We start from the raw sequence: 24,593 nt of genomic DNA on the forward strand, positions 1-24,593 counted from the left end.
ATCCCGTCAGCGGTGGCGGCTATTGTTTTGGTAGCGGGCCGAAGCGTGTGGGCGATCAGGCCACCGAGTCTGCCGGCAGGCGCTGCAGCATCGCAAGGCTCTTGGCCACGGTGCCCCGCAGTTCGCGGCGGTCGCAGATGAAGTCCACCGCGCCCTTGGTCTGCAGGAATTCAGCGCGCTGGAAGCCTTCCGGCAGCGTCACGCGCACGGTCGATTCGATCACACGCGGTCCGGCAAAGCCGATCAGTGCCTTGGGCTCGGCGATCACGATGTCGCCCACGAAGGCAAAGCCGGCCGAGACGCCGCCCATGGTCGGGTCGGTCAGCACGCTGATGTAGGGCAGGCCCTTCTTGGCCAGCCGGGTGAGGGCCGCGTTGGTCTTGGCCATCTGCATCAGCGAGAGCAGGCCTTCCTGCATGCGCGCCCCGCCCGTGGCGGTGAAGCACAGGAAGGGCACCTTCTGCTCGATGGCGGTTTCCACGCCGCGCACGAAGCGCTCGCCCACCACGCTGCCCATGCTGCCGCCCATGAAGTCGAACTCGAAGCACGCCACCACGATGTTGATGCTGCGCACCGAGCCGCCCATCACGATGAGCGCATCGGTTTCCCCGGTGTTTTCCAGGGCTTCCTTCAGGCGGTCGGGGTACTTGCGGCTGTCCTTGAACTTCAGCGCATCGACCGGCAGCACTTCCTGGCCGATTTCATAACGGCCTTCGGCGTCCAGGAACGCGTTCAGGCGGGGGCGAGCATTGATGCGGTGGTGGTGGCTGCAGTGCGGGCAGACGTTCTGGTTCTGCTCCAGATCGGTCTTGTACAGCACCGTCTCGCAGCTCGGGCACTTGATCCACAGGCCTTCCGGCACCTGGCGGCGCTCGGTCGGGTCGGTCTGCTGGATTTTGGAGGGCAGGAGTTTTTCGAGCCAGGACATATCGGTTTCCTCTTCGCTTCGCTTCAAGTCTCAGCCGGCGCGCCACGGACCGGGCGCGCGGGCTGCAATTATGCGTCCAGCGCCTTGCGCACCCCCCGCAGGAAGTCGATGGTGACGGGCACCACCTTCTCGTGCGGCTGGTCTTCCAGCAACTGGATGATGCGGCTGCCGATGACCACGGCATCGGCCACGCGCCCGATCGCCTGGGCCGTGGCCGCGTCACGGATGCCGAAGCCCACGCCCACGGGAATGTGCACATGGCGGCGGATCACCGGCAGCATGGCCTCGACGGCGGTCGTATCGAGCGCGCGCGAGCCGGTCACGCCCTTGAGGGACACGTAGTACACGTAGCCGCTGGCCACGCGCGCGACCTGCTGCATGCGCTCTTCCGTGCTGGTGGGTGCCAGCAGGAAGATCAGGTCCATGCCGCGCTCGCGCAGGCTGGCGGCGAACGCTTCGCTTTCCTCGGGCGGGTAGTCGACGATGAGCACGCCGTCCACGCCCGCCTCGGCGGCATCGCGCACGAAGGCGCCTGAGCCATGGATCTGGTCGTAGCGCTCCACCGGGTTGGCGTAGCCCATCAGCACGACGGGCGTCTTGTCGTTGCGCTGGCGGAAATCGCGCACATGGCCCAGAACCTGCAGCATGCCCACGCCCAGCGAGAGCGCCTTTTCCCCGGCCTTCTGGATCACCGGGCCGTCGGCCATGGGGTCGGAGAAGGGCACGCCCAGTTCGATCACGTCGGCCCCGGCCTCGACCATGCCGTGCATGAGCGCCGGCGTGATGTCGGCGAACGGAAAGCCGGCGGTCACATAGGGAATGAGCGCCTTGCGCCCCTTGGCCTGCAGTTCTGCGAAGGTGTTCGCAATGCGGTTGCGCGGCGAGCTCATGCGGCAGGCCCTCCCTTGACCCCGAGGCCGCGCATGGAGGGCCGGTCGTACACATCGGCCCCCGACAGGTCGGCGACCGTGCCGATGTCCTTGTCCCCGCGGCCTGACAGGTTCACCAGGATGGACTGATTCGTCGGCATGGTCTTGGCGAGTTTCATGGCATAGGCCACGGCATGGCTGGACTCCAGCGCCGGAATGATGCCTTCGGTGCGGCACAGGTAATGGAAGGCGGCGAGCGCCTCGGCATCGGTGATGCCGACGTATTCGGCACGGCCGATTTCCTGCAGCCACGCGTGCTCGGGCCCGACGCCCGGGTAGTCCAGGCCCGCGCTGATGCTGTGCGTTTCGGTGATCTGGCCGTTCTCGTCCTGCAGGATGAACGTGCGGTTGCCGTGCAAGACGCCCGAGCTGCCGCGCTGCAGCGAGGCGGAGTGTTTGCCGCTGTCCAGCCCCTCGCCGGCGGCTTCCACGCCGATCAGGCGTGTCTTTTCATGGGGAATGTAGGGGTGGAAGATGCCCATGGCATTGCTGCCGCCGCCCACGCAGGCGATCACCGCGTCGGGCTGCTGGGTGCTGGCCTTCTGCTCGGCCAGCATGGCCGGCATCTGCTCCAGGCACTCGGTGCCGATCACGCTCTGGAAATCGCGCACCATCATGGGGTAGGGGTGCGGGCCCGCCACCGTGCCGATGATGTAGAAGGTGTCGTCCACATGGGCCACCCAGTCGCGCATGGCTTCGTTCAGCGCGTCCTTGAGCGTCCTGCTGCCCGAATCAACGGGCACGACGGTCGCGCCCAGCAGCTTCATGCGGTACACGTTGGGGCTCTGGCGCTTGACGTCCTCCGAGCCCATGTACACCACGCATTCGAGGCCGTAGCGCGCGCAGATGGTGGCCGTGGCGACGCCGTGCTGGCCTGCGCCCGTCTCGGCGATGATGCGCGGCTTGCCCATGCGCCGGGCGAGCATCGCTTGGCCGATCACGTTGTTGATCTTGTGGGCGCCGGTGTGGTTGAGGTCTTCGCGCTTGAGGTAGATCTGCGCGCCGCCCATCTCGCGGCTCATGCGTGCTGCGTGATAGACGGGGGAGGGGCGCCCCACGAAGTGCTTCAGTTCCGAATGGAATTCGGCCAGGAACTCCGGATCGTTCTGGTAGCGGGCATAGGCCTCGCGCAGTTCGGTCAGGGCATGGGTGAGCGTTTCGCTCGCGAAACTGCCGCCATAGGGGCCGAAATGGCCGGCGGCGTCGGGTTGCTGGTAGGAAAGCATCAATGAATCTTTGCAAATTGCGCATCGGCCGCCTGCACGGCGGCGATGAAGCGTTGGATCTTGCCGGCGTCCTTGATGCCCCGCAACGGCTTGCCGTCGGGGCCATCGGCTTCCACGCCGGAACTGACGTCAACCGCGAGCGACAGGCCGCGCGGCCGCACCTGCAAGATGCCATCGGTCACGTTTGCAGGCGTGAGTCCACCAGACAAAACGAGGTGAGAGCCGACGCTTGGAGGTAGAAGTGACCAATTGAATGCCTTGCCGCCACCGCCATAACCTTCGACATGGGCGTCGAGCAGGATGGCCTGGGCGCGGGAGTGGGTTGCCGCGAATTGTACGAGGTCGAACCGCGCCGCACCGTCGCCAAGGGGAATGCGTGCCGCCCGCAGGAACGGCCTGGCTCCATCCGCCGTGGCCGCCCAGCAGTCTTGGGGCGATTCATCCCCATGGAATTGCACCGTTGCCGACGGAATCATTGTGCAGGCTGCTATCACTTCTGTAGCGACGGCATTCACGAACAACAGCACCGGCGTCACGAACGGAGGCAGTCTGCGGGCCAGGGCCGCGGCCCGTTGCGGCGTGATGCCCCTTGGACTGGCGGCGTATAGCACGAACCCCACCGCATCGGCACCGGCCGCCACGGCCGCATCCACATCATCTTCGCGGGTGAGGCCGCAGATCTTGACACGGGTGCGGTGGTGGGGGGAGATGGGGGCGGGTGAAGGGCTGGCAGGCTGGGAGCGGCTCATGGAAGCCAATCATACGCAGCGGTGCGCAGGGGCAGGCCCCATGCGGCATCGTAGAGCGGTCCCTGAAAGTACAGCCCGTCGGGCGAAAACGTGGGCGCGGCCGCATCGCGCGAGCGGGCCAGCAACACCTCCTGCATCCAGCCTGCGGGTTGATTTCCCTGCCCGATCGCGACCAGGCAGCCCATGATGTTGCGGATCATGTGGTGCAGGAACGCGTTGCCCTCGAACTCGAATCGCCAATAGCAGGGCTGCCAGTCGTGCGGCGGTGCGTTGGCCGGCGGGCCGGCATCGCCTTCGGCGGGGCCCCGCCGCGTGATCGTGATGCGCTGCAAGGTCTTGATGGGCGATTTGGCCTGGCAGGCCGATGCCCGGAACGAGGTGAAGTCGTGCTCTCCGAGCAGGTGGGCGGCGGCCTCGCGCATGGCGTTGCCGTCCAGTGGATGGAACACCCAACCCACGCGCGCGCTGTCCACGCTGGGTCGCACGGGCGACTGCAGCAGCACATAGGCGTAACGGCGGGACGTGGCGCAAAAACGCGCATGGAACGTCTCCGGCACCGGGTGCGCCCATTGCACGGCGATGTCGGCAGGCAGGAAGGTGTTGGTGCCGCGCACCCAGGAAAACGGCGTGCGGTCGAGCGGCGTATCGAAATGGACCACCTGCATGAGCCCGTGCACACCCGCATCGGTGCGGCCGGCGCAGATGGTGGAGACGGGTTGCGTGGCAAAGCGGCCGAGGGCCGCTTCCAGATGGTCTTGGATGGTTCTGCCGGAAGACTGGCTTTGCCAGCCGTTGTAGCCCTGCCCGTTGTAGCTGACGCCGAGCGCCATCCTCATGGATGGCGTCCCGGTGCGGCAGGGAGCGTGGCTGCGCTGGTGCCGTGCATCAGCCCAGTTCGGACAGCAGGCGTTGCGCCCGTGTCTTGAGCGCGCCGGACGATTCGGCGATGACTTCTTCGATGAGGGTGCGTGCACCTTCGCTGTCGCCGATGGCGTTGAATTCTTCCGCCAGGGCAAGCTTGGTCGCCAGCGGATCGTCGGGCAGGGGCGGAGTCGCTTGCGGCAGATCCTGTACGGCTGGGCTGTCGGATGGGCTGGTATTGCCGGCAGGCGTGTCCAGGTCCAGCGATAGCGCTCCGAGGTCGAATTCGAGCGGCGCCGGGCCCGACGGAGGGGCCTCGGCGGATGACAGCGGTGCCGGAGCGGAATCCATCAGACGCAGGTCGGTCAGGAATTCCAGGTCGGCGGTGTCCGGAGGCGGCGACAGCGGGGCGGCCGCGGTGGCCACCGGCTTGTCCCACGACGGTTCGGGCAGGTCCAGGGCCCCCGTGTCCAGTGCGGGAGGCTCCGAAACAGCGGGAGCGGGCGTCGGTGCGGGAGCCCAGGCCGGCGCGGCGGCCATGGCACCGGCAGCGGCGGCCGCAGCGGCGAAGGCACCCGGTGCGGCAGGTGGCGCGGGCGGCGCTTCGGTCAGGGAGTCGTCCGCCAGATCGAGGTCGAGGTCCAGATCGGGTGGCAGGGCCGCGCTGGTGGCGCCGGCCATCTGCGGACGGCCGTCCGTCAAGGTGCTGGCAAAGCCATTGCCGGTGTTGGGGCCGTCGTCGTCCAGGACCACGCCAGGGCGGCCGCCGGGTTGGTACAGCGGATTCTCGGGGTCGAGTTCGCGGCCCAGTTCGGACACGCGGGCCCAGTCGGGGCCTTGGCCATCGGTCAGCCGGAAGACGTCCTGCGCCACGGCTTCCAGCGCCTTGCGGTCCTGGCGCTTGGCATAGATCTCGCCGAGCTTGACGTGGACCGAGGTGCGGTCCGGGTTGTGGCGCACAGCCTCCTTGAGGATCTCTTCGGCCTGCAGGTCGCGGCCATAGGCCAGATACACGTCGGCTTCGGCCACGGGATCGACATCGCCGCCGGCATCGAGCTGGCTGGGCGAATAGGCCATCGAAGAACCGGTGCTCAGTTGGCTGCTGGCTGTGTCCACGCGCTGGCCGCCGCTGGCGCCGAAGAACGAATCCGGCTGCAGCTTGCTTTCCATGAACGAGCTGTCCACCGCGTGCTGGTTGCGGCGGTTCTGGACCGTGCGGTAGACGCCGTAGCCCAGCAGCAATGCCAGCAAGGCACCGCCGGCCAGCGGCAGCATGGGGTCGTCGAACAGGTTGGAGAAGAAGCCTGGCTCCTCCGTGTCGGGGGCTGGGGCGGGCACGGCAACGGGCGCTGGCGCCGGTGCGGGCGCAGGGGCTGCCACCACGGGCGGGGTCGGCTCGGCACTCGCCACGCTGGATGCCGGGGTTGCCGCCGTGCTGGCGGGCGTCACGGCAGCAGCGGGGGCCGCAGGGGCGCTGGCCACGCTGGCGGGGGCTTGCGGCGCGGGCGCCGCAGCAAGCGGCACCACGGTGCCCGTGGCCACGGCTGCGCCCGTGGCGGCGCTGGCGGTGGCTGCGGGCGCGTTGCCGGAGCCCGTGGACACCGGCGCGGAGGCGGTTCCAAGCTTGTTCAGGTCGGAGATGTTCTTCGACAGCTCGGCCATGCGCGCCGACGCGGCGCTGGCCTGCTTGTCCTTCGCCACTTGGTCTTCGGCGGCCTTCTGGCCTTGCACGGCGCCCTTGGACAGGGTGAGCTTGTCTGGCGCGGCCGTGGCGGGCTTGCGGTCCTCGACCTGGGTCTGTACCTTGCCACTGGCCGAACGCTCTGCAGCGGCCACCTCGGCGGAGGGTGCGGCACCGGCCAGGCGGCGGCGGAATTCGTTGAAGTCGCGGCTTTGCGCGGCAATGATCTGGCGTGCCTCGCCGGGGGGAGTGGCCCGTGCCTGCGTTTCATCGGGCAGCTGCAGCACCGCGCCCGATTTCAGCCGGTTCACATTGCCACGGATGAAGGCGTCGGGGTTGGAACGCATCATCGCCACGAGCATCTGGTCGAGCGACACGCCGGCGGGGCGGTTGGCGGCGGCCAGGCGGCCCGCGGTGTCGCCGGCTTGCACGGTGACCGAGCCGGCGGCACCCGCCGGGGCCGGCGCTGCGGCAGGGCGGGGCGTGGGGGCTGGCGCCGGGCGTGGCGTGGCGGTGGCCGCCGTTTGGGACGGAGCGGACTCAGCAGCCCGGGGCGTGCGAGGGGCCGGCGCAGCGGCCGGGGCGGACGGCGCCGTCACCTGGGGCGATGCGGTCACGGTGGCGGGCGCGCGGCGCAGGGCCGGCGGGTCGAACAGCATGGTGTAGCTGCGTACGATCTGGCCGGAGTTCCAGGTGGCATCCAGCACCAGATCGACGAAGGGGTCGTTGATGGGGCGGTCGCTGGTGAGTTGCAACACCATCGAGCCATCGCTGCGGCGCTGCAGTTGCACGCGCAGGCTGTTCAGCGCGGGAGACACTTCCATCCCCTGGGCCCGGAACACCTGGGGGGACGCGGGGGCTGCTCGCAGCGAATCCGCTTCGGCGGCAGTGATCTGGGGCAGCTCGATCTCGGCGCGCAGGGGCTCGCCAAGGGCGGACTGCACGGTGAGGCGGCCCAGGGCGAGAGCATTCGCATCGGTGGCATACAGGCCGGCCGACATGACGGCCGCGGCGGCCAGGATTGAGAGTTTCCAACGATGCATGTGTGCCATCAACAAAAGAGGATTGTGCGGTCTGGCAAGGTGCCAGATTCAGGCAGTTTTGGTTCCGCGCGTAAGCGTGAAAATGTGTAAAAAGCACAATAGCATCAATGTTTTGCACTGACAAGCTGAGCCATGGCGCAACCTTTGGGCGCCTTTCAGAAGGGCAATGTGCACTGCAGCAATGTTGTCAAAGGACAACGAGCAGTAACAAAACGTTGGTGATTAAAGGCGCTGGCACCGGTTCGGTGTCAGCGCCCGCCGCGTCATTCGGCCAGCAGGATGCGCAACATGCGGCGCAGCGGCTCGGCGGCACCCCACAGCAGTTGGTCGCCGATGGTGAAAGCGCCGATGTATTCCGGTCCCATCGCCATCTGGCGGATGCGGCCCACGGGAATCGTCATGGTGCCGGTGACGGCCACGGGGGTCAGGTCCTTCAAGGTGGCTTCGCGCGTGTTGGGCACGACCTTCACCCACTCGTTGTCAGCGGCGATCATGGCCTCGATGTCGGCCACGGGCACATGCTTCTTCAGCTTGAAGGTCAGGGCCTGGCTGTGGCAGCGCATGGCGCCCACCCGCACGCAAAAACCGTCCACAGGCACCGCGGGCGTGTCGAAGCCTTCGCCCTGGCCCATGATCTTGTTCGTCTCGGCCATGCCCTTCCACTCTTCCTTGGACATGCCGTTGCCCAGGTCCTTGTCGATCCAGGGGATCAGGCTGCCGCCCAGGGGCACGCCGAAGTTGGCAGTTTCCGCATCCGACAGGCTGCGTTGCTTGGCGATGACCTTGCGGTCGATTTCCAGGATGGCGCTCTTGGGATCGTCCAGCAGCGAGCGCACTTCCGCGTTCAACGTGCCGTATTGCGTGAGCAGTTCGCGCATGTGCTGGGCGCCGCCGCCGCTGGCTGCCTGGTAGGTCTGCGTGCTCATCCACTCGACCAGGCCGGCCTTGTACAGCGCACCCACGCCCATCAGCATGCAGCTCACGGTGCAGTTGCCACCGATCCAGTTCTTGCCGCCTTTGGCCAGGGCATCCTGAATCACGGGCAGGTTGACCGGGTCCAGCACGATGACCGCGTCTTCCTTCATGCGCAGCGTGGAGGCGGCGTCGATCCAGTGGCCGTTCCAGCCGGCATCGCGCAGCTTGGGAAATACTTCGGTGGTGTAGTCGCCGCCCTGGGCGGTCAGGATGATGTCGCAGCGCTTGAGGGCGTTGATGTCGAAGGCGTCCTGGAGCGTGGTTTCGTTCTTGGCCTGCGCCGGGGCCTTGCCACCTGCGTTCGACGTGGAGAAGAACATGGGCTCGATGAGACCGAAATCGCCTTCGGCCTGCATGCGGTCCATCAATACGGAGCCGACCATGCCGCGCCAGCCGACCAAACCTACCAACTTGCTCATTTCAACGCCCCTATTCAGTTTAAGAAACAGTACCCGACCGGGACTTTTCGCCTGGCTCGTCTGGCCAGGAAGGGCGCACGACGAACCAGGCTGGATCAGCCCTTAATGGTCGTGGTTTTGGTGGTGGTTGCGCGCGCGTCCCCACCGGCCAAGGCGGCGGGTGCAGTGTTCAGCAGGGTGAACGGGCGGGCGGCAAACATAGGCGGCGATTGTAGCGGAAGGCCTTTTGCCGACGGTGCTGTTTTTTGAGGGGTGGCGGGAGGTGTTGTTTAACATCCGGCCTTTTTCCACGTCAAAGGTCCCTCACATGCGCATCGTCGCCACCGCCTTTCTTGCCCTGGCCGCTCTGTTGAGCGGCTGCAATGCCTCACAGGACAGCCCGGCATCGATCGCGCCGCAGGAGACGCAGAGGGTTCGCGACGCCGTCGATGAGCTGGCCCGCCAGGATTTTCCGGCCGTCGAGGCCCGGCTGGCGCCCCGGCTGCGCACCGCCGATCTGCAGCAGAACCTGGGCCGGATGGCGGCATTGATCCCCCCGGGACCGCCCCAATCCACCGAGACGGTGGGCGTTCAGGTTCTGAAGACCGATTCCGCGACCTTCCACCACCTCACGCTCGAGTACGAGTATCCGCAGTCCTGGCTGGTCGTCTCTGCCATGCTGGAGCAACGCGACGGCGCGGTCGTCTTCAATGCACTGCAGGTGACGCCGGCGTCGCAGTCCCTGGCCGCCACCCACCGCTTTTCGCTGGAAGGCAAAACGCCTGGCCACTACCTGTTCCTGGCGCTCGCGATCGGCATTCCGCTCGGGATCGTCTATACGCTGTGGGTCTGCGTCCGCACGCCGATCCCGAAGCGCAAGTGGCTGTGGTGTGCCGTGGTCGCGGTGGGCGTGGTGCAGTGCTATCTGGACTGGACCACGGGCGCATGGTCCGCGCAGTGGTTGAGCCTGCAACTGCTGGGGGCGGGCTTTGTGAAGGCGGGGCCCCAGGCTCCGCTCATCCTCACCATCTCCGCGCCGTTGGGGGCATTGGCCTTCTGGGTGCGTCGCAGGTCCTTCGTTCGCGCGGCATCGGCCGCGCCGCAGGCCGCACCCGACGCGCGCTGATACCAGCGATCGCCAACGCCTGGACCGATAAAAAAAGGGTGGCCGGCGGGCCACCCTTTTGGGCAGGAACGGCCCGCTTCAGCGCGTGCCGGGCTGCAGCGGTCAGCCCAGGGCCTTCACCACGGCGTCGCCCATCTGCGCCGTGCCCACCTTCGTGGTGCCTTCGCTCCAGATGTCCGGCGTGCGCAGGCCTTGGGCCAGCACCTTCTGCACGGCCGCTTCGATGCGCTGGGCGGCCGCTTCCTGGTTCAGGCTGAAGCGCAGCATCATCGCGGCGCTGAGGATGGTGGCCAGCGGATTGGCCACGCCCTTGCCGGCGATGTCGGGCGCGCTGCCATGGCTGGGCTCGTACAGGCCCTGGTTCTTGCTGTTGAGGCTGGCCGAGGGCAGCATGCCGATGGAGCCGGTGAGCATGGAAGCCTCGTCCGACAGGATGTCGCCGAACATGTTGCCGGTGACCACCACATCGAAGGCCTTAGGGGCCTTCACCAGCTGCATGGCGGCGTTGTCCACGTACATGTGCTGCAGTTCCACGTCGGGGTACTGCTGGCCCACTTCGGTGACCCCGTCCTTCCAGAACTGGAAGGTTTCCAGCACGTTGGCCTTGTCCACGCTGGTGACCTTCTTGCTGCGCTTGCGCGCGGCCTGGAACGCGACGTGGGCGATGCGCTCGATCTCCGGCTTGGAGTAGCGCATGGTGTCGAAGGCCTCTTCGGCACCGGGGAAGTGGCCGTCCACGGCCGTGCGCCGGCCGCGCGGCTGGCCGAAGTAGATGTCGCCCGTCAGCTCGCGGATGATGAGGATGTCGAGGCCCGAGATCAGCTCGGGCTTGAGGCTCGAAGCGCCCACCAGCTGCTCGTAGCAGATGGCCGGGCGGAAGTTGGCGAACAGCCCCAGGTGCTTGCGCAGGCCCAGGATGGCCTGCTCGGGGCGCAGGGGGCGGTCGAGCTTGTCGTACTTCCAGTCGCCGACGGCGCCGAACAGCACGGCGTCGGCGTCCTGCGCCAGCTTCAGCGTGGCTTCGGGCAGCGGGTGGCCGTGGGCCTCGTAGGCGGCGCCGCCGACCAGGGCGGACTCCATCTCGAACGGAAGGCCCAGCACGTCCAGCACCTTGACGGCCTCTGCCACGATTTCCGTGCCGATGCCGTCGCCCGGCAAAACTGCGATTTTCATGTAATTGCTTCTCTTTTGATAGCGATATGCCCTAGTGCTTATTGCGCTGCGGGCCGATTGGATACTTGATGTTTGGCTGCCGGCAGGCAGATCAGCCCGCCATGGTGTGGGCCAGCCAGGGCTTGGTGGCCAGGCGCTGGGCCTCGAACACCTTGATCTTGTCGGACTGCCGCAGGGTCAAGCCGATGTCGTCGAACCCGTTGAGCAGGCAGTACTTGCGAAAGGCGTTCACCTCGAACGGAATCTCTTCGCCCACGACCTCGTCGCGGTTCTGGCGCACGATCACCTGGCGCTCCAGATCGATGGTGAGCTGGTAGCCGGGAAAGGCGTGCACCTCATCGAACAGCTGCGCCACGGTGGCCTCGGGCAGCACGATGGGCAGCAGGCCGTTCTTGAAGCAGTTGTTGAAGAAGATGTCCGCGAAGCTCGGCGCGATCACGGCGCGAAAGCCGTATTGGTCCAGCGCCCAGGGCGCGTGCTCTCGGCTCGATCCGCAGCCGAAATTCTTGCGCGCCAGCAAGATGGACGCGCCGGCGTAGCGAGGCTGGTTGAGCACGAAGTCCGGGTTGGGCTTGCGGCTCGCCGGGTCCTGGCCCGGTTCGCCGTGGTCCAGGTAGCGCCATTCGTCGAACAGGTTCACGCCGAAGCCGGTCTTCTTGATCGACTTGAGGAACTGCTTCGGAATGATGGCGTCGGTATCGACGTTCTCGCGGTCCATGGGGGCCACGAGGCCTTGGTGGAGGGTGAATTTCTGCATGGTGTGTGTCCGGAAGAGGGCTCGAAGGCAGCGGTGCGTTACTGCCCGTTGCTCCAGGTGCCGCCTTTGATGGCGGCGGTGGATGTTTCGCAGGCCTTGCGTTTTTCCTGCACGGCTTCGGGCGACAGGTTGTAGTAGTAGGAGTCCAGCGGCTGGCCCATCAGCCCCTTGCACGCGCCACTGGCGGGCCGAGGGCACTGCGCTAGGAAGGTCACCTTGCCTGCCTTGCCCCCGAGTTGGGCCGAGGTCTGCGCCAGGCCGTCGCAGCTCGCCTTGAGCTGCTCGGCCGGAATGCCGGCGGTGAACTCCATGCAGTCCTTCACCGCCACGGTTTTGCCGGCGACGGGCACGTTGCCTTCGATCACGCAGGCGCGGTCGGCCGCCAGGGCGGTGGCGGAACCGCCCAGGATGCAGGCGGCAAAGAAGGGCCAGACGACGGCTTTCATGCGGCGGTCCTTTCTGAAAGTCTGGGGCGTGGCGTGGCCGGTCATTTGGCGGCCCGCTCGATGGCGCTGCCCGCGCGTTGCACGTCCTGGCCCATGCCCTTGACGGTGTTGCAGCCGGCCAGCAGGCAAGCCAGGGCCAGGGTGAGAAGGGTGGCGGTCTTGTTCACGGCAAGTGTCCTTGGGGTGAATGGAATGCAGCCGTGGCGCTCAGGCGAACTGGCGCACGTCCACGAAGTGGCCGTGCACGGCGGCCGCGGCGGCCATGGCCGGCGAGACCAGGTGGGTGCGTCCGCCCGCGCCCTGGCGGCCTTCGAAGTTGCGGTTGCTGGTGGAGGCGCAGCGCTCGCCGGGCTCCAGGCGGTCGGCGTTCATGGCCAGGCACATCGAGCAGCCGGGCTCGCGCCATTCGAAGCCCGCGGCCTTGAAGATCTCGTGCAGGCCTTCGCGCTCGGCCTGCTCCTTCACCAGGCCGGAGCCGGGCACCACCATGGCCAGCTTGATGTTCTTGGCGACCTTCTGGCCCAGCTTCTTGACCACGGCAGCGGCTTCGCGCATGTCCTCGATACGGCTGTTGGTGCACGAGCCGATGAACACCTTGTCCACGAAGATGTCGTTCAGCGCCTTGCCGGGCTCCAGGTTCATGTAGGTGAGCGCGCGCTCCATGGCGCCGCGCTTGTTGGCGTCCTTTTCCTTGTCGGGATCGGGCACTCGGGCATCCACGCCCAGCACCATCTCGGGCGAGGTTCCCCAGGTGATCTGCGGCACGATGTCCGCGGCGTTCAGCGTGACCACCGTGTCGAAGTGCGCGTCAGCATCCGACTGCAGCGTCTTCCAGTAGGCCACCGCCTGGTCCCATTCCACGCCCGAGGGCGACAGCGGCCGGCCCTTCACGTAGTCGATGGTCTTGTCGTCCACTGCCACCAGGCCGGCGCGCGCGCCCGCCTCGATGGCCATGTTGCAGACCGTCATGCGGCCTTCGATGCTGAGGGCGCGGATCGCCGGGCCGCCGAACTCGATGGTGTAGCCCGTGCCGCCCGCCGTGCCGATCTTGCCGATGATGGCCAGCACGATATCCTTGGCCGTCACGCCGGGCGCGACCTGGCCGTCCACGCGGATGAGCATGTTCTTGGCCTTCTTGGCCAGCAGGGTCTGCGTGGCCATGACGTGCTCCACCTCGCTGGTGCCGATGCCGTGCGCCAGCGCGCCGAAGGCGCCGTGCGTGCTGGTGTGGCTGTCGCCGCACACCACCGTCATGCCGGGCAGCGTGGCGCCGTTCTCGGGGCCGATCACGTGGACGATGCCCTGGCGCTTGCTCATGAACGGGAAGAACGCCGCCGCGCCGACCTCGGCGATGTTCTTGTCGAGCGTGGTGATCTGCTCCTTGCTGATCGGGTCGGTGATGCCGTCGTAGCCCCGCTCCCAGCCGGTGGTGGGCGTGTTGTGGTCCGCCGTGGCGACGATGGAGCTGACGCGCCAGACCTTGCGGCCGGCCTGGCGCAGGCCCTCGAACGCCTGCGGGCTGGTCACTTCATGCACCAGGTGGCGGTCGATGTAGAGGATGGCGGTGCCGTCCTCTTCGGTGTGGACGACGTGCTCGTCCCAGATCTTGTCGTACAGGGTGCGTCCCATGGCGGTCTCTTTGGTGGGTTTCAGGTGGGGTGGATGATTTTAGGAAGGCTCGGGCGGGGCAGGTGGCACCAAGTGTTCGACCAGCAGCCGGGCCGTGACCGGCAGGGTGTCGAAGTCGCGGGCCACCAGGCGCAACTCGCGCTGGCCCCAGGGTTCGTCGAGCGCGACGGATTGCAGTTGGCCCACGCCGCGCATCAGCGCGAAGGCCCGGTCCGGCAGCAGGCCCACGCCCAGGCCGTTGTCGATCATGCGGCACATGGCGTCCAGCCCGGTGACCTGGATGCGCTGGCGCAGCGGGCGCCCGGCCTGCGCGGCCGCCTGGTGCATGGCCAGGCTGATGCTGCTGTTGGCCTGCAGGCCCACGATGTCGCAGTCGAGGATTGCTTCAAATTTGATAGCAGCATGCCGGGACAATGCATGCCCTTGCGGCACGACGAGCACCAGACGATCGCTGCGGTAGGGGCGGCTTTGCAGGCCCTCGGGTTCGGCGGCGGTGCCGGTGTGGCACAGCCCCAGGTCGGCCGCGCCCTCGCGCACGGCCTGCAGCACGTCGGGGCTCAGGTGTTCCTGCAGGTCGATCTTGACCTGGCTGTGCGCGCGGGCGAAGGCCCCCAGGTCCTCGGGCAGGAACTGCACGATGGCCGAGATGTTGGCGTGCATGCGCACATGGCCGCGCACCCCGTCGGCGTATTCGCTCAGTTCGCCCTGCATGCGCTCCAGGCCGAACAGCACGGTGCGGGCGTGGTGCAGCAGGCTTTCGCCGGCGGGCGTGAGGGTGACGCCGCGGCTGTGCCGGTAGAGCAGGGCGGTGTCCACCGCGGTTTCCAGGTCGGACAGGCGCTTGCTGACGGCGGAGGCGGCGATGAACTCCCGCTCCGCCGCGCGGCCGATGCTTCCCAGCTCACAGACGGCCACGAAGAGCTGCAGCGAGGTGAGGTCGATTCGGCGCGCAAAACTGCGCTCGGAGCTTTTCATCGTGGTTGGAGAATTCTCTGAATCAGAGAGTTGCCGTATTTTCTCTCATGAAAATGCCGTGAGCCATCGTGGTATGCGATGGCTTTGCTGCCCATTCACGCAAAAAAACGGCGCCCGAAGGCGCCGTTGGCGGTCAAGGCCTGGCTGCGATCAGCTGAACAGGTTCTTCAGCCGGTCGGTCCAGCTCTCGCCGCTGGGCGAGTGCTTGGCACCGCCTTTCTTGAGCGACTCCTCCAGCTCGCGCAGCAGCTTGCGCTGGTGCTCGGTCAGCTTGACCGGCGTTTCCACCGCGATGTGGCAGTACAGGTCGCCGGGGTAGCTGGCCCGCACGCCCTTGATGCCCTTGCCGCGCAGGCGGAACTGCTTGCCGGCCTGGGTGCCTTCGGGAATGTCGATGGCCGCCTTGCCTTGCAGCGTGGGCACTTCGATCTCGCCGCCCAGCGCGGCCGTGATGAAGCTCACCGGCACCTGGCAATGCAGGTCGTCGCCGTCGCGCTCGAAGATGTCGTGCTTCTTCAGGCGGATCTCGATGTACAGGTCCCCCGGCGGGCCGCCGTTGGTGCCCGGCTCGCCGTTGCCGGTGCTGCGGATGCGCATTCCGTCGTCAATGCCGGCGGGGATCTTCACTTCCAGCGTCTTCTGCTTCTTGACCTTGCCCTGGCCGTGGCAGGTGGTGCAGGGCTCGGGAATGATCTTGCCCGTGCCGCGGCAGTGCGGACACGTCTGCTGCACGCTGAAGAAACCCTGGCGCATCTGCACCGTGCCGGCGCCGGCACAGGTGGTGCAGGTCTTGGCGCTGGTGCCCGGCTTGGCGCCGCTGCCGTGGCAGGTCTCGCACGATTCCCAGGAGGGAATGCGGATCTGCGCGTCCTTGCCCTTGGCCGCCTCTTCGAGGGTGACCTCCATCGCGTAGCTCAGGTCGTTGCCGCGATAGACCTGGCGCCCGCCCTGGCCGCGCCCGCGCGCGCCGCCCTGGCCGAACATGTCGCCGAAGATGTCGCCGAAGGCCTCGGCAAAGCCACCGAAGCCTTCCGCACCCGCGCCGCCGGGGCCGCGCATGTTCGGGTCCACGCCCGCGTGGCCGTACTGGTCGTAGGCGGCCCGCTTCTGCGGATCGGAGAGCATTTCATAAGCCTCTTTGGCTTCCTTGAACCGCTCTTCGGCAGGCTTGGCCGCGTCACCCTGGTTGCGGTCAGGGTGGTGCTTCATCGCGAGCTTGCGATAAGCCTTCTTGATCTCTTCGTCCGAGGCGTTCTTTGGAACGCCCAGAACTTCGTAAAAGTCTCTCTTGGACATGGTCTTTCCGAGCTCGGTTGGAACAGGAACGCCGCGCTGGCCCCTGTGCAGGGCCCGGCGCGGCGGCTAGTCGGGCACGCGAGCGCGCTCAGCCTTTCTTCACTTCCTTCACTTCAGCGTCCACCACGTTGTCGTCGTGCGGTGCTGCACCGGCGGAGGACGAGGCACCGCCCTGGGGCGCTGCACCTTCCGTGCCACCTGCTGCCGCGGCCTGGGCGGCCTGCGCTTCGGCGTACATCTTCTCGCCCAGCTTCTGGCTGGCGGTCATCAGCGCGGTCGTCTTCTCGTCGATGGCGGCCTTGTCCTCGCCCTTGAGCGCGTCTTCCAGGGCCTTCACGGCCGACTCGATCTGCTCCTTCTCGGCGGCATCGAGCTTGTCGCCGTGCTCGGCCAGGCTCTTGGTCACGCTGTGCACGGCGGCTTCGCCCTGGTTGCGCGCCTGGACCAGTTCCAGCTTCTTCTTGTCGTCGGCCGCGTTCAGTTCGGCGTCCTTCACCATCTTCTGGATCTCTTCCTCGGACAGGCCCGAGTTCGCCTTGATGGTGATCTTGTTTTCCTTGCCGGTGCCCTTGTCCTTGGCGCCCACGTGCAGGATGCCGTTGGCATCGATGTCGAAGCTCACCTCGATCTGCGGCACGCCGCGGCCTGCCGGCGGAATGCCTTCCAGGTTGAACTCGCCCAGCAGCTTGTTGGCGCTGGCCAGTTCACGTTCGCCCTGGAACACCTTGATCGTCACGGCCGGCTGGTTGTCGTCGGCGGTCGAGAAGGTCTGCGCGAACTTCGTCGGGATCGTGGTGTTCTTGCTGATCATCTTGGTCATCACGCCACCCAGCGTCTCGATGCCCAGCGACAGCGGCGTCACGTCCAGCAGCAGCACGTCCTTGCGGTCGCCCGACAGCACCTGGCCCTGGATGGCGGCGCCCACGGCCACGGCTTCGTCCGGGTTCACGTCCTTGCGCGGATCCTTGCCGAAGAACTCCTTGACCTTGTCCTGCACCTTGGGCATGCGGGTCATGCCGCCCACCAGGATCACGTCATGGATGTCCGACACGCTGATGCCGGCGTCCTTGATGGCCGTGCGGCAGGGGGCGATCGTGCGTTCGATCAGCTCTTCCACCAGCGCTTCGAGCTTGGCACGCGTGAGCTTGATGTTCAGGTGCTTCGGGCCCGAGGCGTCCGCCGTGATGTAGGGCAGGTTGATGTCGGTCTGCGCGCTGTTGGACAGCTCGATCTTGGCCTTCTCGGCCGCTTCCTTCAGGCGCTGCAGGGCCAGCACGTCCTTGGACAGATCGACGCCCTGGTCCTTCTTGAACTCGGAAATGATGTAGTCGATGATGCGCTGGTCGAAGTCTTCGCCGCCCAGGAACGTGTCGCCGTTGGTGGACAGCACTTCGAACTGCTTTTCGCCGTCGACGTCGGCGATCTCGATGATGGACACGTCGAACGTGCCGCCACCCAGGTCATACACGGCGATCTTGCGGTCGCCCTTTTCCTGCTTGTCCAGGCCGAAGGCCAGGGCCGCGGCCGTGGGCTCGTTGATGATGCGCTTGACGTCCAGGCCCGCGATGCGGCCGGCATCCTTGGTGGCTTGGCGCTGGGCGTCGTTGAAGTACGCGGGCACCGTGATGACGGCTTCCGTCACCGCCTCGCCCAGGTAGTCCTCGGCGGTCTTCTTCATCTTGCGCAGGATGTCGGCGCTGACCTGCTGGGCCGAGATCTTGTTGCCGCGCACTTCGACCCAGGCGTCGCCGTTGTCGGCCGCCGTGATCTTGTAGGGCATCAGGTCGATGTCCTTTTGCACTTCCTTTTCGGTGAACTTGCGGCCGATCAGCCGCTTGATCGCGTACAGCGTGTTCTGCGGGTTGGTGACGGCCTGGCGCTTGGCCGAGGCGCCGACCAGCACTTCGCCGTCTTCCTGGTACGCCACGATGGAGGGCGTGGTGCGCGCGCCTTCCGAGTTCTCAATCACCCGAGTGGTGTTGCCTTCCATGATGGACACGCAGCTGTTGGTGGTGCCCAGGTCGATACCGATGATTTTTCCCATGTTGTTCTCCGAGATTTTGAAAAAGATTTGGATGCCGATAACTTGTGGATAACTTGGCCGGCTTCAAGCCGTCGCCTACAGTTTTTCTTTGGGTCGGCGGGTGCTTACTTGGGCGCGGACACCGTGACCAGGGCCGGGCGCAGCACGCGCTCGGCAATCACGTAGCCTTTTTGCAACACGGACACCACCGTGTTGGGCTCCTGGTCGGCCGGCACCATGCTGATGGCCTGGTGCTGGTGCGGATCGAACTTGTCGCCCGCGTTGGGGTTGATGGCCAGCACCTTGTTGCGCTCCAGGGCGGAGGTGAGCTGGCGCAGCGTGGCGTCCGAGCCTTCGCGCAGCTGTTCGATCGTGGCGTCCTTGATGGCCAAGGCCGCGGCCAAGCTGTCGGCCACGGGGAGCATGCTTTCCGCGAAGCTCTCGATGCCGAACTTGCGGGCCTTGGAGATTTCCTCCTCGGCGCGGCGGCGGGCGTTCTCGGCCTCGGCTTTGGCGCGCAGGAATTGGTCGGCGAGATCGGCGCTCTTGGCCTTCAGCTCGGCCAGTTCGCCCTGCAGGCGGCCCAGTTCATCGGAGGCATGTGCCGCCATCGCGGCTTCGACTTCTTCAGGAGAGGGGGAGGCGTCCCCATGAGAGGCGGTGGCTGGATTGTTTTGATCGGACATGTCGATTTCTTCTGAAAGTGAACGATACGCGCGGCAAATGGGTGCCATGCGGCGGATTTCAAGCGAAAAGGCGACGTTTGCACGCAGATGCGTCGGGCTGGCGTCGGTCTCGGCCGGCGTGAGTGTACAAGCGACCGGCCTTGGGGCTATAATCGCCGGCTTTGCCTTGCCACACCGCTTCTAGACGCAGCGGGTGGTTTCATCCACAAGGAGTTTGCATGCGTCACTACGAAATCATTTTGTTGATCCATCCGGATCAAAGCGAACAAGTTCCAGCCATGCTGGAGCGCTACAAGGGCATGATCGTCGCCGGCGGCGGCAAGGTGCACCGCGTGGAAGACTGGGGCCGCCGTCAACTGGCGTACCTGATCAACAAGCTGGCCAAGGCCCACTACCTGTGCGTGAACATCGAAGCCGACCAGGCCGTGATGGCTGAACTGGAGCATGCCTTCAAGTTCAACGACGCCGTGCTGCGCCACCTGACGGTTCAAAAGAAGAAGGCCGACACGGGTCCTTCCTCGATGATGAAGACCGTCGAGCGCGAAGAAGCCCGCAAGGCCAGCCAGGCCGAGTTCGCCGCTTCAGGCGAGCGCTGATCCATCGACTGGAGGAGTGGAAAACCACGTTGTCCTCACCGCCTGTATCGCCGAGGCTCAGGCCCTGCGCTACACGCCCGCTGGCCTGCCGGCCCTGGACCTGAAGCTCGAACACGGGTCTCAGCAGCAGGAAGCCGGTGCACAGCGCGAGGTCAAGGCGGTCGTGAAGGCCATTGCCTTCGGCACGCTCGCAGAGCGGCTGGCAAGACAGGCGCTCGGCAGCCTCTGGATCTTCCGGGGGTTTCTGGCGACGTCGCGCAACGGCAAGGGGCTGGTGTTCCACATCCAGGATATTCAACAAGATTAATTTTCAAGAGGTCCGAAAATGGCCACGTTCAAGAAGTTCAACAAAGACAAGCGCCCGAAGCGCAACACCCAGTCGCTGCTGTTCAAGCGCAAGCGCTTTTGCCGCTTCACCGTCGCCGGCGTCGAAGAGATCGACTACAAGGATGTCGACACGCTGCGTGACTTCATCGCCGAAAACGGCAAGATCATCCCCGCACGCCTGACCGGCACGCGCGCCATCTACCAGCGTCAGCTGAACACCGCCATCAAGCGCGCGCGCTTCCTGGCCCTGGTGCCTTACAGCGACCAGCACAAGATCTAAGGAGCAACAGTCATGCAAATCATCCTGCTCGACAAGGTTGTGAACCTCGGCAACCTCGGCGAAATCGTCAAGGTCAAAGACGGCTACGCCCGCAACTTCCTGATTCCTTCGGGACGCGCACGCCGCGCCACCGAATCCGCCAAGGCCGAGTTCGAAGCCAAGCGCGCCGAACTCGAAAAGGCCGCCGCTGCAAAGCTGGCCGAGTCCCAGGCCCAAGGCGAAAAGCTCGGTGGCACGACCATCAAGCTGACGCAAAAGGCCGGCGTGGACGGCCGCCTGTTCGGTTCCGTGACCAACCACGACATCGCTGAAGAGCTGAACAAGCAAGGCTACAAGGTCGTCAAGTCGCAGATCCGCCTGCCCAACGGCCCGATCAAGGTCGTCGGCGACAACACGGTGAGCGTGGCCCTGCACACCGACGTGGTGGTGGACGTGACCGTGTCGGTCTACGGCGAAACCGCTTAACGAAAAAGCGCTGCCTCTGGCATCGATCGCGAAGCCGCCCTCGGGCGGCTTTCGCGTTTCTGGCCTGCTGTTCCATGCACCGGTCACCCACCGCCTGTGAACAGCTTGTCCACAGACTTGTCATCCCAGTCTTCCCATCTGCCTGACGGTAACCCACCGCGCCCGCCGCGAGAGGACCTTTTGCCATGACCCTCGAGTCCCTTTCCATCGACGAGGATTTCGCTCCGGCGCCGGACCGCGAAGTCGCTCAGCTGCGCGTGCCGCCGCATTCCCTGGAGGCTGAGTCCAGCGTGCTGGGCGGCCTGCTGCTCGACAACATGGCCTGGGACCGGGTGGGCGACCTGCTGGTGGACGGCGATTTCTACCGGCACGAGCACCAGCTCATCTATTCGGCCATCGGCGCCATGGTGAACGCCAGCAAGCCCGCCGACGTGATCACGGTGTACGAGCGGCTGCAGGGGCTGGGCAAGGCGGAGGAGATCGGCGGGCTGGCCTACCTCAACAGCCTCGCCCAGTACGTGCCGAGCGCGAGCAACATCCGGCGCTATGCCGAGATCGTGCGGGAGCGTTCGATCCTGCGCAAGCTGCTCACGGCCAGCGACGAGATCTCCACGAACGCCTTCAATCCGAAGGGCCGGACCGTGGAAAAGATCCTGGACGAGGCCGAGTCCAAGATCTTCGCCATCGGCGAAGAAGGCTCGCGCATGAAGCAGGGCTTCCAGTCGCTGGACACGCTGGTGGTGGACCTGCTGGACCGCGTCCAGGAAATGGCGGACAACCCCGTGGACGTCACGGGCGTGCCCACGGGTTTCGCCGACCTGGACCGTATGACGTCCGGCCTGCAGGCGGGCGACATGGTGGTGCTGGCGGCGCGGCCGTCCATGGGCAAGACCTCGTTCGCCGTGAACATCGCAGAGCACGTGGCGCTCAACGAAGGCCTGCCAGTCGCCATCTTCTCGATGGAAATGGGCGCGGCCCAGCTGGCGGTGCGGATCGTGGGCTCCATCGGCCGTGTGAACCAGGGCAACCTGCGCACCGGCAAGCTGACCGACGAAGAATGGCCGCGGCTGACCGAGGCCATCGAGCGCCTGCGCACGGTGTCGCTGCACATTGACGAGACGCCGGGCCTCACGCCCAGCGAACTGCGCGCCAACGCGCGCCGCCTGGCGCGCCAGTGCGGCAAGCTGGGGCTGATCGTGGTCGACTACCTGCAGCTCATGAGCGGCTCGGGCTCGTCCAGCTCGGACAACCGCGCCACTGAACTGGGCGAGATCTCCCGGGGCCTCAAGATGCTGGCCAAGGAGCTGCAGTGCCCGGTGATCGCGCTGTCGCAGCTCAACCGCTCGGTGGAGCAGCGCACCGACAAGCGGCCGATGATGTCCGACCTGCGCGAATCCGGCGCCATCGAGCAGGATGCCGACATCATCATGTTCATCTACCGCGACGACTACTACAACAAGGACAGCAAGGAGCCGAACGTGGCCGAGGTCATCATCGGCAAGCAACGGAACGGCCCCACCGGCACGGTGAAGCTGTTCTTCCAGAAGAACCAGACGCGCTTCGAAAACCTCGCCATGGGCTCCGGCGACGATTTCTAAGCACCTGGGTCAAAAAGGCCTCCAGCGCATATTCTTCTAGGGCATATCGCTATCAATTAAATAGCAATGCCTGGAATGCGGTGCGGGTCCGGTCAGCTGCCGCCCAGCGCCCAGGCCAGCAGCCCCACGGTGGCGACGCCGGTCAGTGCCACGGCGATCGTCAGGCGCTGGCTGCGCACCCGCAGCGCATCCACCGCGCGCACGAGCTGTGCGTTCTGCTCGGCGAGCGATCCGATCAGCACGGCCGACGCCTGCTGCTCGGCCTCCAGCGCCTGCACCCGCTGGCGCAGCGCGGCCAGGCCGTCCTCCGTGCCGTTGGGCAGGGGCGCCGCCGGGGCGGCCGGCCCTTTCTGCGTCTGGCCCAGCAGCCGCCGGGCGGCCTGCAGTATCTGGGGCGTCGCCTCGATCACGTCGCCCCATGGCACCAGCTTCAGCGCGGTCATCCATCCCACGGCCATTACCGGGTGCTCCCGCTCACAGCACTTCGCTGGCGAAGTCCGCCAGGCGTGAGCGCTCGCCGCGCGCCAGGGTGATGTGGCCGCTGTGCGGCCAGCCCTTGAAGCGGTCCACCGCGTAGGTCAGGCCGGACGAGCCTTCGGTCAGGTAGGGCGTGTCGATCTGCGCCAGGTTGCCCATGCAGATGATCTTGGTGCCCGGGCCCGCCCGCGTGATGAGCGTCTTCATCTGCTTGGGCGTGAGGTTCTGCGCCTCGTCGATGATCACGTACTTGTTGAGGAAGGTGCGCCCGCGCATGAAGTTCATGCTCTTGATCTTGATGCGGCTGCGGATCAGCTCGTTGGTGGCGGCGCGGCCCCATTCGCCGGCGTTGCCGCCGTCGCCCTTGGCCAGAAACTCCAGGTTGTCGTCCAGCGCGCCCATCCATGGGCCCATCTTTTCCTCTTCGGTGCCGGGCAGGAAGCCGATGTCCTCGCCCACGCTCACCGTGGCGCGGGTCATGATGATCTCGGTGTAGCGGCGCTCGTCCAGCACCTGCGTGAGTCCCGCGGCCAGCGCCATCAGCGTTTTGCCGGTGCCGGCCGTGCCGGTGAGGGTGACGAAGTCCACCTCGGGGTCCATGAGCAGGTTCATGGCGAAGTTCTGCTCGCGGTTGCGGGTGTTCACGCCCCAGATGGCGTTCTTGGCCGAGCCGTAGTCCTTGAGCGTCTGCAGCACCGCGGTGCGGTCGCGGATCTCGGTCACGCGGGCGAACAGGCTGGGCTCGCCTGGCGCCTCGAAGTACACGAACTGGTTGATCATCAGCTGCGGCACGATTGGTCCGCCGATGCGGTAGTACGTGTGCACGCCGCTCTGCCAGCTTTCCACGTTCTTGCCGGTCTTGATCCAGAAGTCGGCCGGCAGCGCGAGCAGGCCGGAGTACAGCAGGTCGCCGTCCTCGAGCGTCTTGTCGTTCTGGTAGTCCTCGGCGTTCAGGCCGAGCGCGCGCGCCTTGACGCGCATGTTGATGTCCTTGGACACCAGCACGACTTCGCGCGGGGCATGCAGCTTGCGCAGCGCTTCGACGACGCCCAGGATCTGGTTGTCGGCCTTGCCCTGGGGCAGGCTGGTGGGCAGGCTGTAGTCGAGCGGCGCCGTCTGGAAATACAGGCAGCCGCCGGCCGCGCGCTGGCCGGTGGAGTCGAGCTTGAGCCCGCGCGCGATGTCGGCGCCCTGCGCGGCGGCCAGGGCGTCGAGCGTGCGGCTGGCCTGGCGTCCGTTGCGGGCGACCTCGGTCATGCCTTTCTTGTGGCCGTCGAGCTCCTCGAGCACGATCATCGGCAGGAAGATGTCGTGCTCCTCGAATCGGAAGAGGCTGGTGGGGTCGTGCAGCAGCACGTTGGTGTCCAGCACGAACATCTTTTTGGGGCCGTTGCTGCGCACCTTGCGGCTGCGCGCGCTGGGCGCCGCGGCGGGGGCTGGTGCGGGCTCGGGTGCCGCGGTGCGTGCCTGCACCGGCTCGGCCAGGGCGGACTCACGGGCCTGCACCGGCGCAGGGGCCGGCGCGGCGCGGCGGCGCGACGGCGCGCGCTGCTCGAGTTGCGGCGGTGCCTCGCTGGCCACTGGCGCGGGTGCACGCACGCCAGTGCTTTCATTGCGGGGTGCAGCGTCGCGGGCGGACGGGGCCGTGCGCGCGGGCTTGCGGGTGGAACGGGTGGCGGGAGGGTTGGCGGGTTCGAAGGCTTCGACCGGTTCGTCAACGGCGGTCAGGTCCGCACGGGCCGCGGTCTGGTGGTAAGCATCCGGAGAAAGCAGCGCGGCGCGCCGGGTGGGGGCGGGGGGCAGGGGCATGGTGCAATGGTCTCGATGGGATGTTCAGAAAGCAAAAAGCCGCCTGGAGGCCAAGGCGGCTTTTGGGTGAGGGGAGGGCGTTGCGTTTCTCAGCAGCATCGACCCATTATGCATGCTCCCCATGACGGCCCGCGGCAGCC

At 66.4% G+C, this 24,593-nt stretch carries 24 protein-coding genes; 6 read left to right on the forward strand and 18 right to left on the reverse strand.

Annotated elements, in window-relative coordinates; translation table 11 throughout:
• Positions 1-55: 55 nt before the first annotated feature.
• The 7 genes from accD to asd all read right to left on the reverse strand — a co-directional run bounded on the left by accD (position 56) and on the right by asd (position 8,811).
• The gene (gene accD / locus M5C96_RS06155; protein WP_272567902.1) at positions 56-928 is read right to left on the reverse strand and encodes an acetyl-CoA carboxylase, carboxyltransferase subunit beta; all 873 of its coding nucleotides are present in this window, start codon (positions 926-928) and stop codon (positions 56-58) included.
• A gap of 68 nt (positions 929-996) precedes the next feature.
• Positions 997-1,818 (reverse strand): tryptophan synthase subunit alpha, encoded by an 822-nt coding sequence (gene trpA / locus M5C96_RS06160; protein WP_272567903.1) that lies wholly within the window; start codon positions 1,816-1,818, stop codon positions 997-999.
• On the reverse strand, positions 1,815-3,083 hold the full coding sequence (trpB, locus tag M5C96_RS06165; RefSeq protein WP_272567905.1) for a tryptophan synthase subunit beta: 1,269 nt from the start codon (positions 3,081-3,083) through the stop codon (positions 1,815-1,817). The genes trpA and trpB overlap by 4 nt, the downstream gene beginning before the upstream one ends.
• Entirely contained in the window at positions 3,083-3,832 is a 750-nt protein-coding gene (locus M5C96_RS06170; protein ID WP_272567906.1) for a phosphoribosylanthranilate isomerase, read from the reverse strand. Before M5C96_RS06170 ends, trpB begins: the two co-directional genes overlap by 1 nt.
• A complete protein-coding gene (truA, locus tag M5C96_RS06175; protein ID WP_272567907.1) occupies positions 3,829-4,668 on the reverse strand; it encodes a tRNA pseudouridine(38-40) synthase TruA in 840 nt (279 codons plus the stop codon). The genes M5C96_RS06170 and truA overlap by 4 nt, the downstream gene beginning before the upstream one ends.
• 49 nt (positions 4,669-4,717) lie before the next feature.
• Positions 4,718-7,417 carry a FimV/HubP family polar landmark protein gene (locus tag M5C96_RS06180; RefSeq protein ID WP_272567909.1) on the reverse strand — a complete coding sequence of 900 codons (2,700 nt, stop codon included), beginning with the start codon at positions 7,415-7,417 and terminating at the stop codon, positions 4,718-4,720.
• Between the two features lie 263 nt (positions 7,418-7,680).
• A complete protein-coding gene (gene asd, locus M5C96_RS06185; protein ID WP_272567910.1) occupies positions 7,681-8,811 on the reverse strand; it encodes an aspartate-semialdehyde dehydrogenase in 1,131 nt (376 codons plus the stop codon).
• Between the two features lie 307 nt (positions 8,812-9,118).
• On the opposite strand from asd, the gene M5C96_RS06190 reads away from it, so the two are divergent.
• Positions 9,119-9,916, forward strand: coding sequence for a hypothetical protein (locus tag M5C96_RS06190; protein WP_272567911.1), 798 nt, complete (start codon positions 9,119-9,121; stop codon positions 9,914-9,916).
• Between the two features lie 102 nt (positions 9,917-10,018).
• On the opposite strand, the gene leuB is transcribed toward M5C96_RS06190, so the two are convergent.
• The 9 genes from leuB to grpE form a co-directional block, all read right to left on the reverse strand.
• Positions 10,019-11,089 (reverse strand): 3-isopropylmalate dehydrogenase, encoded by a 1,071-nt coding sequence (leuB, locus tag M5C96_RS06195; RefSeq protein WP_272567912.1) that lies wholly within the window; start codon positions 11,087-11,089, stop codon positions 10,019-10,021.
• 91 nt (positions 11,090-11,180) lie between these two features.
• On the reverse strand, positions 11,181-11,846 hold the full coding sequence (gene leuD / locus M5C96_RS06200; protein ID WP_272567913.1) for a 3-isopropylmalate dehydratase small subunit: 666 nt from the start codon (positions 11,844-11,846) through the stop codon (positions 11,181-11,183).
• Positions 11,847-11,884: 38 nt separating this feature from the next.
• Positions 11,885-12,292 (reverse strand): hypothetical protein, encoded by a 408-nt coding sequence (locus tag M5C96_RS06205; RefSeq protein ID WP_272567914.1) that lies wholly within the window; start codon positions 12,290-12,292, stop codon positions 11,885-11,887.
• A gap of 41 nt (positions 12,293-12,333) precedes the next feature.
• Positions 12,334-12,432 (reverse strand): entericidin A/B family lipoprotein, encoded by a 99-nt coding sequence (locus M5C96_RS06210; protein WP_372588273.1) that lies wholly within the window; start codon positions 12,430-12,432, stop codon positions 12,334-12,336.
• Between the two features lie 67 nt (positions 12,433-12,499).
• Positions 12,500-13,921: a 3-isopropylmalate dehydratase large subunit gene (gene leuC, locus M5C96_RS06215; protein WP_272567918.1), complete on the reverse strand. Its 1,422-nt coding sequence runs from the start codon at positions 13,919-13,921 to the stop codon at positions 12,500-12,502.
• A gap of 39 nt (positions 13,922-13,960) precedes the next feature.
• Entirely contained in the window at positions 13,961-14,896 is a 936-nt protein-coding gene (locus tag M5C96_RS06220; RefSeq protein WP_272567919.1) for a LysR family transcriptional regulator, read from the reverse strand.
• Positions 14,897-15,046: 150 nt separating this feature from the next.
• The gene (dnaJ, locus tag M5C96_RS06225) at positions 15,047-16,192 is read right to left on the reverse strand and encodes a molecular chaperone DnaJ (RefSeq protein ID WP_272567922.1); all 1,146 of its coding nucleotides are present in this window, start codon (positions 16,190-16,192) and stop codon (positions 15,047-15,049) included.
• Between the two features lie 88 nt (positions 16,193-16,280).
• Positions 16,281-18,236: a molecular chaperone DnaK gene (dnaK, locus tag M5C96_RS06230; protein WP_272567923.1), complete on the reverse strand. Its 1,956-nt coding sequence runs from the start codon at positions 18,234-18,236 to the stop codon at positions 16,281-16,283.
• 104 nt (positions 18,237-18,340) lie between these two features.
• Entirely contained in the window at positions 18,341-18,901 is a 561-nt protein-coding gene (gene grpE, locus M5C96_RS06235; RefSeq protein WP_272567926.1) for a nucleotide exchange factor GrpE, read from the reverse strand.
• A gap of 218 nt (positions 18,902-19,119) precedes the next feature.
• Here grpE and rpsF point away from each other — a divergent pair, with 218 nt between their 5' ends.
• From rpsF to dnaB, 5 genes are all read left to right on the forward strand, one after another.
• On the forward strand, positions 19,120-19,497 hold the full coding sequence (rpsF, locus tag M5C96_RS06240; RefSeq protein WP_272551597.1) for a 30S ribosomal protein S6: 378 nt from the start codon (positions 19,120-19,122) through the stop codon (positions 19,495-19,497).
• 16 nt (positions 19,498-19,513) lie between these two features.
• Entirely contained in the window at positions 19,514-19,804 is a 291-nt protein-coding gene (gene priB / locus M5C96_RS06245) for a primosomal replication protein N (RefSeq protein ID WP_272551598.1), read from the forward strand.
• A gap of 18 nt (positions 19,805-19,822) precedes the next feature.
• Positions 19,823-20,104 carry a 30S ribosomal protein S18 gene (gene rpsR, locus M5C96_RS06250; protein WP_011794373.1) on the forward strand — a complete coding sequence of 94 codons (282 nt, stop codon included), beginning with the start codon at positions 19,823-19,825 and terminating at the stop codon, positions 20,102-20,104.
• Positions 20,105-20,116: 12 nt separating this feature from the next.
• Positions 20,117-20,569, forward strand: a complete 453-nt coding sequence (gene rplI, locus M5C96_RS06255) for a 50S ribosomal protein L9 (protein WP_272551600.1) — start codon at positions 20,117-20,119, stop codon at positions 20,567-20,569.
• A 185-nt stretch (positions 20,570-20,754) separates the two neighbouring features.
• Positions 20,755-22,167: a replicative DNA helicase gene (gene dnaB / locus M5C96_RS06260; RefSeq protein WP_272567927.1), complete on the forward strand. Its 1,413-nt coding sequence runs from the start codon at positions 20,755-20,757 to the stop codon at positions 22,165-22,167.
• 92 nt (positions 22,168-22,259) lie between these two features.
• On the opposite strand, the gene M5C96_RS06265 is transcribed toward dnaB, so the two are convergent.
• Positions 22,260-22,625, reverse strand: a complete 366-nt coding sequence (locus M5C96_RS06265) for a hypothetical protein (RefSeq protein ID WP_272567928.1) — start codon at positions 22,623-22,625, stop codon at positions 22,260-22,262.
• A 16-nt stretch (positions 22,626-22,641) separates the two neighbouring features.
• Positions 22,642-24,453, reverse strand: coding sequence for a PhoH family protein (locus M5C96_RS06270; protein WP_272567929.1), 1,812 nt, complete (start codon positions 24,451-24,453; stop codon positions 22,642-22,644).
• Positions 24,454-24,593: the final 140 nt, after the last annotated feature.

This window comes from Acidovorax sp. GBBC 1281 (genome assembly GCF_028473645.1).
Taxonomy (GTDB): Bacteria; Pseudomonadota; Gammaproteobacteria; order Burkholderiales; family Burkholderiaceae_C; genus Paracidovorax.